The sequence below is a fragment of the bacterium genome (genome assembly GCA_030530825.1).
Lineage (GTDB): Bacteria > Patescibacteriota > Saccharimonadia > Saccharimonadales > Saccharimonadaceae > Nanogingivalis.
The window spans coordinates 222018-237109 of record JAUMUF010000001.1; the positions used below are offsets into that span (position 1 = coordinate 222018).

Sequence of the window (15092 nt, forward strand, 5' to 3'; positions counted from 1 at the left end):
TTTAATTTTAGCACAAAGTTTATGAAAAAGCAAGATTTTATGTAAAATACTTATATCACGAAGAAAGAGGTGGAACAATGAAGAATCGTGAAGTTCTTGATATTTTGATGAAGTATGGCAGGGTCTATATTTATCAAGTAGCGATTTGTGTTGATGATGGTATGATTCTTTCGACCAAGGCGTTTCAGGAGTATTCTCGGACGCAGGCGCTCCAGCTAATTCATCAAAATATTCTTAATCTCGAATTTATGACACAAAAAGCGCTTGCTGTCAATAAGTATGCGCTTGGGCAAATTCGATGAAATTTTTACGCTCGAAATTCGGGCGTTTTTTTGAAAAATAAAATCACCCTTCTGAAAGAGTGATTTTTTGTTCGAAATTAAATTTTCTTAACCTGAAGCGCGTCGAGTTCGACTGGTGTTTCACGGCCGAACATTGACACCATAACTTTAAGTTTGCCTTTGATGGCGTCGATTTCACTGACGGCGCCTTCGAAACCTTTGAATGGTCCATCGATAATGCTGATGATTTCACCTTCGGAGAAGGAAATGTCGTATTTTGGCTCTTCTGCGCCCATTCGTTTTTTGATTTCGCGCATTTCTTTTTCGCTAACTGGTGTTGGCTGATCTGAGCCGACAAATCCGGTTACGCCCGGCGTATTTCGAACGGCGAACCAAGTCTCGTCTGTTAATCTCATTTCAACCAAGACATAAGATTGAAGGATTTTGCGCTCGACAACTTTGCGCTTGCCGTTTTTGACTTCAATTTGCTTTTCTTTAGGGACGAGCGTACCGAAGATTTTATTCGCCATATCCACGCTCTCGATTTTTTGGCGAAGGCTCTCCGCCACTTTATCCTCGTATCCCGCGTAAGTAGTTACTGCGTACCACTGGCGAGAATCGTCTGCGTATCGTTGTTGTTTTGCCATATTTCTCCTTAATTTCCTAAAATTGTCTTAAAAATCCAGCTAAAAATTCCATCCAGCGCCAAAATAACTCCAGCAAAAATCACAGAAAATGCGATCACTGAGCCGGTCATTTTCCAGGTTTCGCGGCGGGTTGGCCAGCGGACGAGTTTGAGTTCGCGCCAAGAATCGCGGAAGTATCGCCCCAGTGGCGCGAGCGGACGAAGTATAAAGCCTAAAACTTTGCCGACGATTCTTAGAACAAAGATAAATGGCGCGAGTATCACAGCAAGCCATTTTGGCAATTTTTTGCCGCTCTTTTTCTTTTTAGAAAGTTCTACGCCTTCAACTTTGGCGCGATATTTGCTGATTTTTGGCTTCGAAGTTTCTGTTTTTTGAGGGGCTGAACTCGAAGTTTTAGCGGCGTCGTCTTTGGCTTTGACTCGCCTGACTTTGGTCTCTTTTGCCATTTTTCTCCTTAAATTATTCCAAAATTAAAAAGCCTTGTGGCTCTATGTCAAGTATAGCAGATTTCTGAAAGTAAATCAATAACTGTGTAGAAAAGTTTACAGTTTTAACAAAGCCTATTAGAATTTCAATTCTCGAAGTACGAAAAGCATTTCATCCCATCGTTATGGGTGAAATCTTTTCTCGCCGCAAGTATCGTTATCTTTGCGGAGCCTTCGCTAATTGAAAACCTAACAGACTTAATGCTTCTTATCCAGCGACATAAAGCGCAAACGCTCTGGGTGGAAGTATAGTTCAACTGTGCCTGTGGCGCCTTGGCGGTGTTTGGCAAGGATTAGATCGGTAATATTTTGCCGCTCGGTTTCAGGGTTGTAATACGCCTCGCGGAAGATAAACATCACGATGTCAGCGTCCTGCTCAATAGATCCAGACTCACGAAGGTCGGCAAGTTGCGGTCGCTTGTCGTCACGGTTTTCAACCTGACGAGACAACTGCGAGAGCGCGATAACTGGCACATTGAGTTCTCGCGCGATGAGTTTGAGTGAGCGTGAAATTTCGGAGACTTCTTGAACGCGGTTGCCTGTTTTGGTGGTTGGCTCAAGAAGTTGAAGGTAGTCGATTACGATGAGACCGAGTTCTCCCTCGTGGGCAAGGCGTCGTGCTTTGGTACGAAGTTCAAGCGCGGTGATTCCTGGCGTGTCGTCGATATAAATTGGTGCTTCTGCCATTTCACCCATTGCGTCAGAAAGTTTGGCGAAGTCTTCTTCGCTCAAATTTCCGGTCTGGATATTCCAGGAGTCAACGCCAGCCGCATCGGCAAGCATACGGTCAACCAACTGCTCTTTACTCATCTCTAAGGAGAAAAATAACACCGGCTTCTTCTCGATCGTGGCAATATTGTAAGCGAGATTGGTCACGAGTGTTGTCTTACCCATCGCTGGGCGAGCAGCGAGAATAATCAGGTTGGAGCGTTGAAGTCCAGCCGTCATATTGTCGAGATCGCGGTAGCCCGTGCGGATTCCACGGAGTTTGCCTTTATTTCGAAAGAGTTCATCGAGCCTTTCGAAGGAGTTGTCGAGAATTTCTTCCAGTGAAGTCAAATCATTGGACAGGCTCGAATCAGACACGCTAAACAACTCCGCTTCACTTTGACCCAAGAGTTGCGGAACGGTTAATTCTTCATTGAATGCCAAAGTAGAGATGTCAGCGCTGGCTTTAATCAGTCGTCGCCTCACTGCCGCCTGCGAGACAATTTCAGCGTAAGATTTGGCGTGTGCTGCTGTAGGTACATAGTTGGTGAGTTCTGAAAGGTAAGTTGAGCCGCCAACCGCGTCCAGATCGCCCTTTTTCTTGAGTTCGTCCGTGAGGGTAAGCAGATCCACTGGTGAATGCTTCTCGAACAATCTAATAATCCCCGCGTAAATGCTGGCGTGTCGCTTGTCATAAAAGTCAATCGGCTTTACAATCTCGGCAACATCAATCAAGACTTCTTCGTCAATCAAGATTGCGCCAAGAAGCGACATCTCGGCGTCGATATTTTGTGGCGGGATTTTACCGCTTTTGTTGTCGTTATTCATTTGGATTTACCTCTACTCCTCCACCCATTATTGCTGATACGGCCGCCAAAGTTGGATCGTCGAATGGTTTATTCTCGGCGAAGATTTCCATCTGCCAATGCTCCGCGCCAATTTCCGCTAAGGCTTCGCTCATAAGAGACCGATTTTGTGCCTTTTCGAGTTGGGCTTTTTTAATTTTGGCGCCAGTGTAAATTTTCAAAATACCGCCCTCAATTTTATGCTCGCTTCTGCTTAGGATTGCGCCCGCGCCCGCGCCCTTTTCTTTGACCTTGCGGATGAACGCTGTCCAGTCAAGGCTTCCATCCGATTGCTTGCTGGCGTTTGGCTTTGTTGAAGGTTCCGCCTCGGGCTGTTTATCGGGGTCGTCAGCCTTTTTTGCTTGGGGGAGGGGCGCCGTTTCTGGCGTCTGGTCAGGCATTGACACGGGTGGGATTTTGTTTTCTGCTGTATCTGTTTTGTTTTCAATGCCCTTTGAAATTTCGTTCAATGCCCTTTCATTCGGCGTTGAATGCGTGTTGAAGTTATTTTGCTGAGGCGCAGAAATAATTGCTGGCGCTATAACGAAGTTTTCTGGCAGATCAATCAAGATCGTCAACAGTTCTGTTTCTAAAAACGGCGAATTTTTAATTTTCATCAAAGGCGAGATCAGTCGAATAAGATGAGGCTTGGCCGAAAGAAGCCTTTTGGTTTCACTCAAAAATTGCTCCACAAATCCGCGCAAATCCGCCCCGCTCATCCGCAGATTCTCCACTACTCGCAGGATCTCGCCAATATTTTGAGCTTCGTAAAATTCAATCAAGTCGGAGATTGTTTTCTTGGGCGCCAAACCCAAGATCTGCTCAATTTTTTCCGCAGAAATCTCTTCATTGCTAATGCTTGATATTTGATCCAGTAGACTAATGCTATCACGAAAACTCCCACCACCCTTCTCGGCAATCAATTGAAGCGCTTGGTCGGAGATTTTAATACCTTCTTGGTTTGAAATAAAACGCAGATGCTCAATGATTTTATCTTCTTCTATCAGATGAAAAACAAATTGCTGTGTGCGCGAGATAATAGTTGCGGGCAACTTGTGAGCGTCAGTCGTGGCAAGAATAAACACGGCGTGCTTGGGCGGCTCCTCGAGAGTTTTAAGGAGTGCATTAAAGGCGGATTTGGAAAGCATATGGACTTCGTCGATGATATAGACGCGATATTGGGCAGAAAACGGCGCAACCTCAATCCGCTCACGCAGTTCTCTTATGTCCTCGACACTATTATTGGAAGCGGCGTCAATCTCGATGATGTCGGGATGGTTGGTTTCTTCTTCATAAGGCAGAGCGTTGATCTCGTGCGCCAAAATCCTTGCGATTGAAGTTTTGCCCACACCTCGTGGACCCGTGAAGAGATATGCGTGGGCGATTTTGCCCTGATTAATGGCGCGCTCAAGCACCTCGGTGATATGATCTTGCCCTACAACCTCCGCAAGAGATTTGCTGCGATACTTTCTATAAAACGCTTTGCTCATAATTGATATAATTATAACAAATTTCAACAAAAGAAAAAAGCCCCTCGAAAGGGCTTAGGGCTATGAGAATGCTTCTATCCGAAACATATTGACAATCTTGTCGTAAATATCGTCAATCTCTGTTTTGGATACAGAAGCGGTTTTGGATACCATTCCCTCAATGACGTCATCGTGAGCTTTTATGGAGATCAATTTCTCTCTCCTGAACAAAAATTCGTCCGTCTCTGGATGGTTGGCGTAGACTTCGACGCTATTTTCTTTTGGCCTATATTGAATTTCCAGACCATACCAGTGTGATTGTGGCGTTGAGATGTAATACTCGCAGTCATCAATGACTTTGCGTAAGACGCCAGTGCCGTATTCTGCTGCCAAAGACTGGAAGTTGCTAGCGTTGATCTTAGTGTATTGTTGGTTAGCCGTAATGTTCTACCCCTTATAATTTAATAAAACATATTCTACCATATTTTACGATAAAAATCAATGTTTAACTATTGGAGATTAAAAGTCGAACAGCGACGCTTGGCGCTCAGGTAAGCAAATTGGCTGGATTTGGGGAGAAATTTCAACCTTGTAGCCGGTGAATTTTCTTAGCGGTATGGCGACAATCTCACCTTGATTTTCTGCCAGCCAAATGTAGCCAACTTGCGCGAGCATACGCCCAGAAAATATAATTTCATCTGGAGAATTTTGCGCACAATCGCTTATCGGGATGATTTCGCCGCTCGGAATTTGGCCATTGGGCGCGTAAAATTGACTGAGGTCTTGTGGAATATTTTGGTCGAAGTTGGTGTTTAAGGCGGATTCTATTTTGTCTCGTGCTTCGAGCAAGTTTTTTGAGGCTTGATCGAAGTTAAAAGGCTTTTCGAGAAGTTTTAACTTCATATTAGCCTTGACATTTTCAACAAAATCTGGCATTCGAGAGATTTTTTCTTCGTAATTTCTAGCAATATTGGCAGTCGGAAATTCGCCCAAAATCAATGCCGCTCGTGCGCCCTGCTCCAATAATCTCGCTATCCCGCGCCCAGCAAAACTTATACCAACTTTGATAACTTCATCTGAAAAATATGCCAGATACACCAAGTGTGGCTGGGCGTTTCTTGTCTCTTGTTGAGCGGAAATCTCGCCTTGCGATGCGTTGTAGAATGCTGGATCAAATCCTGTCCGTTTTTTGCATTTAGAACATTGTTCATATTTTTTGTCAACAGTAGAATTTTCTGGACAGAGGAAGTCCTCGCCAGTGTTTAAATCGTGCCAGCCGATACAAAACCGCTCAGAAGTGTCGATTTTTAGCGTTAAATCCGTGCCAAATTGTGGTGTAAAGTTGTGGATTTTACCCGTTTCTGCTTCACCAAGTTTAAGTCGAGGATTTTGATTTTTGTCGAAGTCAACGCGGGTTAAAAGGAGAGTTTTGTCAAAGATTTCAGTGTTCATTTTATGATTTTAGCATAAGTCTATTTATTGGTCAAATTTACTGATATGGATATTTTTAAAAAAATGCTCGACTTACCGCTCAAAATACGATAAAATGAAGAAGTTAAGCACGAGTGGTGGAATTGGTAGACACGCTAGTCTTAGGAACTAGTGCCAATTGGCGTGAAGGTTCAAGTCCTTTCTCGTGTACCAAAATGAAAAGAGCAACTGAATGATAGTTGCTCTTTTCTTATTATTATAATTCGATGAAGATGAAATTATTTTCTAATTATTTTATCTGTTGCGGAAACTAAATCTCTCAAAATCCACTCATACTGCTCATAAACCCGGAAGCCCGCTGCATAAGCGTGTCCGCCTCCACCAAAATAGCCCGCGATATCTGCCGCAATTGGTGAGTTGGTGCGGATTTTGCCGGTCAATTTACCGTCTGGATAAGTTTTGATGGCGACGCAAACTTCGACGCCTTCGACGAGCCGCATTTCATCCAGAACTAAGACGCTGGGGTTGTATTTGTCAGAATATTTTTTGATTTCTTCCCACGGTATATGAACGAGCGCGAGTTTGCCGTCCAAAAAATACTCGATTCTGCGGATGAGTTCTCCTTTATATTCGAGGATTTCTGGTGCTTTTTTTGAAAGTTCTCGCCGTGCGTCTTCAATCTTGGATGTGCTTGCACCGAGTTTGGTGAGTTGGCTGGCGATTTCGAATGTTCTTGGCTGAACATTCTGTGTTGAAAATCCGAGCGTGTCGCTCAAAATTGCGCCCATCAGATGATTTGCCGCCCTTTCGTTTATTGGGAAGTCTAAGTCTTGCGCCATTTCGAAAATAACTTCTGCGCAACTGGGCTTTTCGAGCAGAATCAGAGAATTTTCAAACTCCAGATCTGGCGTGGCATCAGTATGATGGTCGATGACCAAAACGGGTGTTTTACTGAAAAGATTGCGGTTCAGCGGACTATCAGAAATTTTAGAAAGCAAAACTTGACTCGCCGTATCAACGATGATGTATAGATCGCTCGGCCAAAGGTTGTCAGAAACTCGATCCCAGCCCTCAAAATATCGCAAATATTTGGGAATATCTACGGGGCAAAAAAGTTGAACCTCCTTGCCGAGGTCGCCGAGAATTTCTTCGAGCGCGAGCGCCGAGCCGATGCTGTCGCCATCTGGATTTTCCGCCTGAATGATGGTGATTTTTTGCGAATTTTCGATCAGATTTTTTGCTTTTTCGAACATTAAATTTTTCTCCTTCCTTCCAAAGCGTGGCTGAGAGTGATTTGGTCGGCGTATTCAAGGTCAACACCAACAGGAATTCCGCGCGCAAGGCGTGAGATTATTAGATCGTCAAAGCCCTTTTCTCGTAAAAATCGCTGGATATAGAGCGCCGTGCTTTCGCCCTCGACGCTGGCATTGGTAGCGATAATTATCTCTCGGACGCCATCTTCTTGGATGCGCGATGCGAGTTCTTTAATGTGAAGTTTATCTGGCGTGATGCCATCGATTGGGCTGATCCTTCCGCCGAGAACGTGGTAAGTTCCGTTAAATTGCTTGGTTTTTTCTAGGGCGATAATATCGAGAGGTTCTTCTACGACGGCGACGAGTTTTTTGTCGCGCGTTGGGTCGGTGTAGAGTGGCGAAATTTCTTCCGTGTCAGAAATCAGCGCAAAAGTGCGCGGGCAACTTTTGACATTTTTATGAAGTAAAAGCAAACTCTCCGCGATATTTTGGCTAATTGCGGAAGGATTTTTTAGTAAATAATAAGCGTAGCGCTCGGCTGTGCGAGAGCCAACGCCGGGCAATTTGCCCAGATTTTCAATGGCGTCTAAAAGCGCCTGCGGAAGAATTTGCGCCACTTGTATTAGTCTCCGCCTCTATTAAAGCCCGAGATTGCCGAGTCCGCCCATAAGCGGTTGCATTTTTTCAGCAGCGACTTTTTGCGCTTCTTCGAGACCATCGCGGATGGCGATTTGGATCCAGTGTTCGAGTTCTTCGATATCTTCAAAGTCGACCAATTCTGGGTTGAGTTTAACGCTTTTTACTTTAAGTTCTCCAGAAAATTGAATCACGACAGCGCCCTCGCCGGCTTCAACTTCGATGATTTCTTTTTTGAGTTCTTTTTGCGCTTTTTGAAGTTCACGCACCATTTTCATTTGGTCTTTAATACCAGCCATTTTTCCTCCTTAAAATTATAAAATCTTTCTTTATTTTATCAAAATCCTACAGTTTTTTCAAGATATAAAATCTGGCCGCATCAGAGATTTTGCTCGAAGTTAAAATTCTTGAAATCTGATAGCCTTTTGGTGTATCGGTCGTTTTGAGGGCTTTGTTGGAAACAAAAATCTCATTTTCACGGAAATTGTCAACGATTTTGGCTTTATTTTGCTTCTCCAAAATCTTATAAAAAGGCTTTTCTTGCGCAGAAATCATCAAATTGACGGATTTTCTGTCGCCAAGATTTTCTTGTAAGATATGCAAATCTTGATTGAATTTAGCGCTAACTTCTGGGGAATGAAGGTAATTCAGGCGGAAGTTGTCGAGATTGGCCAGCAAAAATCCGCCCAAAAATACAGAAATTGGTATCAATCCAAACACTCGTGCGTAAGGATTCTTAGGGAAAATTGTATACCAAGTTTGTATCAAACTATAAATGCCAGTGCTCGTCAATAGTAAGATCGGCACGAATAAAATCACTGTAAAATCAGGGTTGATCATACACGCCACGAGCAAAATCATCAGCCAAATATAAAGCAGATAAGATTTTGGCGTGTGTCGAGATTGTAGTGTGAAGAAAATCCCGATCGCGATCAAAATCAGCGTTGGCAGGCTCACGATTGGCAAAATCACTCCGCCAGAAATGGCGTTTTCGAAACTAAACAGCCTTGAGAATAATAGTTGAAAGTTCTTCGAGAAGTTGAAATTTTCTGCCCATCCAAAAATTGCGCCCAAAGTCGAGCCATCTCTCCAGATTGAGATCAAGGTCGGTGTAATAACGATTAAGAAAACAGCGCCAGTCAGAATTTTGTCCTTTCTGGCTATCTTTCTAAGAGTTAATCGAAGTCCAGGATGCGCAAAAAGCGCCAAAGTTGTGGCCACGAGCATAAAAATCCCCAGAGGTGAATAAATCATTAAGCCCAAAATCGCAGCAATCGCCAAAAGCGTCGCGCGCGACCTTTTTCTAACAAAGTCAAATCCAAGCAAAATCAGCGCCAGCGGATAAATCACTTGTAAAATCTCAGCCGTACCACTTTGTGAGATGAAGAAAAATTGCCCTGAAGCAGTGGCTAAAATTGCCGTAATCGTGGCAATGCCTCGGCCAAACCACGCGTGTGATAATTTTACAATCAAGAAAATCGCCAAGAATGACAGCAAAATCGCTGGCAATTTGACAGAAATTTCACTCAAACCAAAAATCCCGATGCTTAATTTTTGAAGAATTTTGAACGGCAAGTTGATTATATTGCTACTAAAAAGATTTTCAATTTCAAGATTGTGACTGGCTACGCTGAAAGAAATTTCCGCTTCCGTTAAGCCTCTTGGAGCCACAAAAATCGAAAACGCTAAAATCGAAATAAAACTTAAAATCAAAAATCCGTATGCGAGGCGATACCTCTGTTTGTAAAGCCAAAAATTGGCGATTTTTTGTTTAATCATATATCTCAATTATATCAGATTTTATGGTAAAATCCAAAAATCCGAGCCAAAAACTCGCTTAAATCTCGATCATCGCAAGATAGGTCTTTGTCCTTTCAAAAATCCAAAGTGGCGCTTCGGATAGTCCGATTTTTTTAGCAAATTCTCGCACCAATTGATTTTGATACTGCCGAATTCCTTTAAGATCGTCGCTAAAGCCAGAAATATCATCTTCGAACTCAAAATTCTTTACTTTATCGTAAACCGCTCTAATCAGTAATTTGACGAAATCTTCTCGTAAGTCATTGAACTTTATGCGGTGCGAAAATCCTCGCCCGTCGACCGGCTCGATGAACTCAACAACGCCATCCGTCACGGTGTAGCCAGCGAATTTTGGTGAATTCTCGACCAGGATTTTGTAAACATACAACTGATTTTCATAATTGTAGGTTTTGGGCGCGCTGGTCTGAATTTTAGTCTCGTCATTGCGATCGAGCGGAATATGCCCTGTTTTCCAGTCGATGACAGTAATCTTTTTGGCAGTTTTATCAATCTGAAGATAGTCGATATTACCGGTTAGGATCGCCTCGCCTACCACCACGCCAGCCGCGCGGAAATTTTCTTCCGCGAGATTGTCTGGAGAGAAGATTTCTCGGCGATTTTCGAAAATAAATCGAAGCGAATCCTGTGCCGTTTTCACAATTTCAGTCGTGTCTTTTTCGCCAAAGTTGTATTTTTTCGCCTCTTGACTTGCTCGCGCAATTATTTTTTCGCTGTCGAAGTTTCCGCTCGCTCGAAGTTCATTTTGCGCCCTCGAAACAAGCGCGTGAACGATCGATCCAGTTGCGCTATTAACATTTTCTCCAGATGGAAAACGCAGAATGGTATTTTCGAAGAAACTTTGTGGGCCGCCGTATTTGACTTGCGTGAATGAATTGATATGAGAAGCACTAATCCTATAATTGTCAAGTCTTGCGCGGAGCAAATCTCGCATTTTTTCGTTTTTAACTTGGTAGAAGCCGTGCCAGTTGTTTTCAATCGCTTGAAGCGAGAGTTTGTCGTTTTCGGTCATTTCGACTTTTTGGAATTCTGTTGGGAGATTTTTGGCGATGAAGAATTTTTCTTCGCCCACCTTTTCTTCGACTTCATTCAAAAATTCCAGCCGAGAATTATTGTTGCCGGAGAAATTTTTGAGCGGATTGGTGAGATAAAGATGCGTTTTGGCGCGCGTCAATGCCACGAAAAATAGTCGCTTGCGGGTGTTTTCTCCACCGTCTTTAATGCGGACAAACTCGAGATTTTTAGGTAGACTGATGCCATCCTTGCCCTTGCGATCGCTATTCCAGCCGGAGTTGTTGACCCCAAGCATGAACACGTGCGAGAATTCCAGACCTTTGGACTTATAAGCGGTCATCAGTTGGACGGCGTCATCACTGACTTTGTGCGGGTTGGTGTTGACAATCCTGAGTTCCGCCATTTCATAAATTGCGGCAAATTCTGCCAAATCTCGCAGAGAACTGGATTTTTCTTTCAAAAATTCACGCAAATGCTCACGCAAAACCGTCAGATTGAGTAAAGTATCGTAATATTCTTCTTCAGAAATTTGCGAAAGGTAGGCGCGAATCGGGCTGACAAAATCAGAATCGTCAAATTTAGCAGTGCCGAGAATGATGTCGATCATTTGTTCCAGCGAAAAATCATCCATTTTGATGGCAACTTGAACTAAGAATTGCGCGACCGCGCGGACACTCTCGAGTTCCTCTGTGTCAGGCACTTCAGTTGGATCTGTAGAAGTAGATTTAGGGGTTTCGAAAATCTCTCCAAGCCAAAATCGCGGATTGTGCTCTGCCCGCCAACTTAATTTCCAGATTTCGAGCGCACTCAATTTCCAGAAGTCAAAACTCAAAACTTCAGGAAAAATCTCATTGATTTTGTCCCAATTTTCATACTTGATTGCCGTGGTCAGTTGCGAGATTTTGACCAGCGCACGGATCGTTTTATCTTCAAAAATATTATCGCGCTTCTCGTAATTGACGGCCACATCTCGATATTTAAGATGTGGAGCAAAGTCCTGAAGCACCGCGTGCTTGGGTGAAAGAACGGCGATTTCATTGGGCTCGACGCCACTTTGGATCAATTTAGAAATCTCTCCCGCCGTCCAGTCGAACTCTGCCGCTTGGCTCAAAAAGTCTTTTCGCAAAATCTGCGGCGCCTCGAAATTGCCATCATTAAACGCCACGATGTCTTTCTTGATTTTGATAGGCAAATTCTGCGTCAGGCGATCAGAAATCTGCTCCGCAATCGCCCCAGCGCTCTCGAGGATCTTGCTATGCGAGCGATAATTGACGCGGAGATTCACCAACCCCGTGTCGCGATAGCGGTTGAAAAAATCCAGCATATTAGAACTTCTCGCGCCCTGAAACGCCATAATTGCCTGATCATCGTCACCCACCGCCATCACATTTGGCCGCCCGTTGAAGATTTCGTTATCTGTTAGAAGTTCAATCAAGCGACTTTGCGCGCCGTTGGTGTCCTGATATTCATCAAGCAAAATATACTGATATTTTTCTTGGAGCATTAGGCGAAGTTCGGCGAAGTTCTCCATCGCGCGGATGGTTTCGAGAATCATATCATTATAGTCGAAGGCAGAATTTTGGCGCAGAGTGTCCTCGTATTTTTGATAGAAATCGGCAAGTTCGACCAGTTTTTTGTTTTTGACAAAATCCGTTGGCTGGGCTTTTCCGTCGGCTCCAATTCTGCCGAGGTAGGCGTTTTTCCACGCAGTGAAAGGCTTGGTTGAAAACTTCTCTGGCTCGTCTTCAAGCACGGCGCGGAGATCTTCGAACGCATAAAAAAGATTGGGTTTGATTTTTTCTGAAACCGCCATTTCGCCGCTCAATGCTTGTCCAATCGCTAGTAAGACTTTTTCATAAAATGGCTTGATTATATCTTCTTTGCGCTTATTTTTAATTGATTCGAAGTCGATCTCGCGGAGATTTTTGAGCAACTCCAAATCAAGCCGCGAGTTTTGCTCGGCGATTTTTTTAAGTTCGGCCGGTGTAATGAGCGCTTGTTTTAGTTCGGAAATAGCGCGGGAGATTTCGCCAATTTCGACGCGCTTAAAAGGAGAATCTTGCGGGATTTGCTCGTGAATCTCGGACAAAATTTGGTGGAGCGAAATATCGTCGACCAGATTGTCGAGGTTACGATTTATGAAGAATTCGCGGTAATTTTGGATGATTTCGTTGGCGAAGGCGTGGTAGGTGAAAACATTGACCTTATGAGAATCCGCGCCGATAAAAGTGGCGAGGCGCTCGCGCATATTTCTCGCGCCCGCATCTGTAAAGGTCATCGCCAAAATGTTGTCAGCCGAAGCATCAGTGTCGCGTAAAATCTTGGCAATACGAGTTGAGAGGAGTTGCGTCTTACCTGTCCCCGGGCCAGCAATTACGAGGAGCGGACCATCAATCTGGTCAACGGCTTGGCGCTGTTCTGGGTTGAGCATATTGTAGGCTTTTTGGAAGTTGGTTTCGAAGTCGTTCATAGGTCTATTTTATCATTTTTGAAGATTATTCTCTATACGTTCATATATGGTTTTTAGATTTTCTGATAGATCGCTTTCCGGTTTATTGTTTATGAGGAAATTTAAGGTTTCTAGCCTCGGCCAATTAATTACAGCCCCCCATACCTGACTATTACTTATAGTGTATTTAGCTATATTCTCCATGTCGCTATAGGATATAGAGTCTATTCTACTTAGCAAAAAGAAAAGTCTGTCTGTTTCGTAAAATGACCCACTGGTTGCCAAATTTCTAATTGCTATTTCTTTAAGCTCTTTTTGACTGCTCTTTAAGAGTTCATCTATAAAATCCTTGGCACTTTTATTGAATGCGATTTTGAAGCTTAATATATCTAGGTTTGGTAGTGCGTAGCATTCTCTCCTAAGGAATTCTTGATTTTTTATATAATCGTTGTCATTGGTTAATATATAGAAGCAGCCCTTGCATTCTCTCGCTTCTATAAACTCCAAAAAAGACTCCCAGTTCACCTCATCTCCAATAGTGTGATTACTTTTACCTGGAGGATTTCCTAGTATGTGTCTTGTTTTAGCCTTCTCTATAGATGTAGTGGTTAATTTGGTCCGCCCATAGGATAGTTTACTGAATATATTATCTATTCTTGATATTTTTTCCGATAAGGCATCACCTATTTTTCTATTTATTTCAGCTAGTTCTTTCGGTTTTTCCCCTAGGATTAACTTAACCTTACTTGCATCTATACGATAGCAGTTGATTAAATTTTCTTTTAGTATATTTTGATTTCGTATAAACTCTTCGAATATCTGCTGGTTTATAAATACTTCTATATAACCTATCTCTACTAAGCTTAGGATTATATCGTAATGATCCAGGTTTACGTCCACTGAATACATATTTAATAGTATATTGGTGTCTATAAAGATATAGTTCTTCATAATTTAAACGACGATTCCCCCACCCAAGCATACATTGCCTCGATAAAACACTACGCTTTGGCCTGCGGTAACGGCGCGCTGTTCTTCGCTCAAAGTAAGTTTTGCTGAGCCCGCCGAGCGCAGGATTTTGTGCGTAGAAGCACCTTGGGGAGTATCTTCAAAAGAAATCTTGGCTTTTACAAGAGGCGCGCGGTGACGGATGCGGATCTCGATCTCTTCGCCATCTTTGGCCGGGTCGTTAATCCAATGTAGCGCCGAAACGCTAATTTGATCAGTCCATAACTCCTGTGCGTTAATGTCAGTGCTGACAAAAACCTCGTTGGTGTCCATATTTTTGCCACAGACATAAAACGGCAGACCGCCGCCAATATTAAGCCCGTGCCTTTGCCCAAGCGTATAAAAAATCGCGCCGTCGTGCCATCCGAGAACCTCACCGGTCTCGCGGTTGATGATTTTGCCTGGTTTTTGCTCTGGGATAAATTGCTTCAAGAAGTCGCGAATGCCGATTTTGCCAACAAAGCAAATCCCTTGTGAATCCTTTTTGGTCGCGGTGAAAAGCCCTCGCTCTTCCGCCATTTTGCGCACCTCGGGCTTGGTGAATTTGCCCAGCGGCAACATTGTCCGCCGCATTGCCTCGCCCGAAACTCGGTAAAGGAAGTAAGTTTGGTCTTTGTTTTCATCCTTGGCGCGGATCAATTCACCATTTCGAACGCCGGCGTAATGCCCAGTCGCAATAAAATCCGCTCCGTCTTCAAGTGCTGCTTCGAGGAAAAGTTTGAATTTGACCTCTTGGTTACACATAATATCAGGGTTGGGCGTGCGGCCGGCGCGGTATTCGTCGATCATATATTGGACGACTTTTTCGCGATAGTCTTTTTCGAAGTCAAAAACCTTAAAATCAATTCCCAATTGAACCGCCACGCGCTTGGCGTCTGCGAGGTCTTCTGCCCAAGGGCATTTCATCCCTGGTAAATCCTGCGTCCAGTTTTTCATATAAACGCCAACAACATTATAGCCCTCCTCTTTGAGAAGTGCCGCCGTGAGCGAAGAATCCACCCCGCCGCTCATTCCAACATAAACTGTCAAATCTTTTTTCGAACTCATA

Annotated in this window: 14 protein-coding genes and 1 tRNA gene; 2 read left to right on the forward strand and 13 right to left on the reverse strand. The window is 43.7% G+C overall.

Annotated features, from left to right (window positions below):
• Positions 1 to 77 precede the first annotated feature (77 nt).
• Positions 78 to 302: a hypothetical protein gene (locus Q4A21_01195; GenBank protein MDO4902156.1), complete on the forward strand. Its 225-nt coding sequence runs from the start codon at positions 78 to 80 to the stop codon at positions 300 to 302.
• A gap of 77 nt (positions 303 to 379) precedes the next feature.
• On the opposite strand, the gene nusG is transcribed toward Q4A21_01195, so the two are convergent.
• From nusG to Q4A21_01225, 6 genes are all read right to left on the reverse strand, one after another.
• Positions 380 to 928, reverse strand: a complete 549-nt coding sequence (gene nusG / locus Q4A21_01200) for a transcription termination/antitermination protein NusG (GenBank protein MDO4902157.1) — start codon at positions 926 to 928, stop codon at positions 380 to 382.
• 8 nt (positions 929 to 936) lie between these two features.
• Positions 937 to 1374, reverse strand: coding sequence for a preprotein translocase subunit SecE (secE, locus tag Q4A21_01205; GenBank protein ID MDO4902158.1), 438 nt, complete (start codon positions 1372 to 1374; stop codon positions 937 to 939).
• A 237-nt stretch (positions 1375 to 1611) separates the two neighbouring features.
• The gene (dnaB, locus tag Q4A21_01210; protein ID MDO4902159.1) at positions 1612 to 2949 is read right to left on the reverse strand and encodes a replicative DNA helicase; all 1338 of its coding nucleotides are present in this window, start codon (positions 2947 to 2949) and stop codon (positions 1612 to 1614) included.
• Positions 2942 to 4456 carry a DNA polymerase III subunit gamma/tau gene (dnaX, locus tag Q4A21_01215; GenBank protein MDO4902160.1) on the reverse strand — a complete coding sequence of 505 codons (1515 nt, stop codon included), beginning with the start codon at positions 4454 to 4456 and terminating at the stop codon, positions 2942 to 2944. The genes dnaB and dnaX overlap by 8 nt, the downstream gene beginning before the upstream one ends.
• A gap of 60 nt (positions 4457 to 4516) precedes the next feature.
• Complete coding sequence (locus Q4A21_01220; GenBank protein MDO4902161.1) at positions 4517 to 4828, reverse strand: hypothetical protein; 312 nt, start codon at positions 4826 to 4828, stop codon at positions 4517 to 4519.
• A 126-nt stretch (positions 4829 to 4954) separates the two neighbouring features.
• The gene (locus tag Q4A21_01225) at positions 4955 to 5887 is read right to left on the reverse strand and encodes a DUF2797 domain-containing protein (protein MDO4902162.1); all 933 of its coding nucleotides are present in this window, start codon (positions 5885 to 5887) and stop codon (positions 4955 to 4957) included.
• Between the two features lie 107 nt (positions 5888 to 5994).
• On the opposite strand from Q4A21_01225, the gene Q4A21_01230 reads away from it, so the two are divergent.
• Positions 5995 to 6079: transfer RNA gene (locus Q4A21_01230), tRNA-Leu, on the forward strand.
• Positions 6080 to 6144: 65 nt separating this feature from the next.
• On the opposite strand, the gene Q4A21_01235 is transcribed toward Q4A21_01230, so the two are convergent.
• The 7 genes from Q4A21_01235 to mnmA are packed head-to-tail and all read right to left on the reverse strand — an operon-like array spanning position 6145 to position 15091.
• Positions 6145 to 7119 (reverse strand): DHH family phosphoesterase, encoded by a 975-nt coding sequence (locus Q4A21_01235; protein MDO4902163.1) that lies wholly within the window; start codon positions 7117 to 7119, stop codon positions 6145 to 6147.
• Positions 7119 to 7736 (reverse strand): recombination mediator RecR, encoded by a 618-nt coding sequence (gene recR / locus Q4A21_01240; GenBank protein ID MDO4902164.1) that lies wholly within the window; start codon positions 7734 to 7736, stop codon positions 7119 to 7121. The genes Q4A21_01235 and recR overlap by 1 nt, the downstream gene beginning before the upstream one ends.
• Before the next feature lie 21 nt (positions 7737 to 7757).
• Positions 7758 to 8054, reverse strand: coding sequence for a YbaB/EbfC family nucleoid-associated protein (locus Q4A21_01245; protein ID MDO4902165.1), 297 nt, complete (start codon positions 8052 to 8054; stop codon positions 7758 to 7760).
• A 46-nt stretch (positions 8055 to 8100) separates the two neighbouring features.
• Complete coding sequence (locus Q4A21_01250) at positions 8101 to 9534, reverse strand: glycosyltransferase family 39 protein (GenBank protein ID MDO4902166.1); 1434 nt, start codon at positions 9532 to 9534, stop codon at positions 8101 to 8103.
• Between the two features lie 58 nt (positions 9535 to 9592).
• A complete protein-coding gene (locus tag Q4A21_01255) occupies positions 9593 to 13057 on the reverse strand; it encodes an ATP-dependent DNA helicase (protein ID MDO4902167.1) in 3465 nt (1154 codons plus the stop codon).
• 12 nt (positions 13058 to 13069) lie between these two features.
• The gene (locus tag Q4A21_01260; GenBank protein ID MDO4902168.1) at positions 13070 to 13987 is read right to left on the reverse strand and encodes a PIN domain-containing protein; all 918 of its coding nucleotides are present in this window, start codon (positions 13985 to 13987) and stop codon (positions 13070 to 13072) included.
• Positions 13988 to 13990: 3 nt separating this feature from the next.
• A complete protein-coding gene (gene mnmA, locus Q4A21_01265) occupies positions 13991 to 15091 on the reverse strand; it encodes a tRNA 2-thiouridine(34) synthase MnmA (GenBank protein ID MDO4902169.1) in 1101 nt (366 codons plus the stop codon).
• Between the last annotated feature and the right edge of the window lies 1 nt (position 15092).

Bases quoted from the DNA above. Each gene is read 5' to 3' on its own strand.
- Q4A21_01195 (MDO4902156.1), top strand. From the start codon at position 78: ATGAAGAATCGTGAAGTTCTTGATATTTTGATGAAGTATGGCAGGGTC.
- nusG (MDO4902157.1), bottom strand. From the start codon at position 928: ATGGCAAAACAACAACGATACGCAGACGATTCTCGCCAGTGGTACGCA.
- secE (MDO4902158.1), bottom strand. From the start codon at position 1,374: ATGGCAAAAGAGACCAAAGTCAGGCGAGTCAAAGCCAAAGACGACGCC.
- dnaB (MDO4902159.1), bottom strand. From the start codon at position 2,949: ATGAATAACGACAACAAAAGCGGTAAAATCCCGCCACAAAATATCGAC.
- dnaX (MDO4902160.1), bottom strand. From the start codon at position 4,456: ATGAGCAAAGCGTTTTATAGAAAGTATCGCAGCAAATCTCTTGCGGAG.
- Q4A21_01225 (MDO4902162.1), bottom strand. From the start codon at position 5,887: ATGAACACTGAAATCTTTGACAAAACTCTCCTTTTAACCCGCGTTGAC.
- Q4A21_01235 (MDO4902163.1), bottom strand. From the start codon at position 7,119: ATGTTCGAAAAAGCAAAAAATCTGATCGAAAATTCGCAAAAAATCACC.
- Q4A21_01245 (MDO4902165.1), bottom strand. From the start codon at position 8,054: ATGGCTGGTATTAAAGACCAAATGAAAATGGTGCGTGAACTTCAAAAA.
- Q4A21_01250 (MDO4902166.1), bottom strand. From the start codon at position 9,534: ATGATTAAACAAAAAATCGCCAATTTTTGGCTTTACAAACAGAGGTAT.
- Q4A21_01255 (MDO4902167.1), bottom strand. From the start codon at position 13,057: ATGAACGACTTCGAAACCAACTTCCAAAAAGCCTACAATATGCTCAAC.
- Q4A21_01260 (MDO4902168.1), bottom strand. From the start codon at position 13,987: ATGAAGAACTATATCTTTATAGACACCAATATACTATTAAATATGTAT.
- mnmA (MDO4902169.1), bottom strand. From the start codon at position 15,091: ATGAGTTCGAAAAAAGATTTGACAGTTTATGTTGGAATGAGCGGCGGG.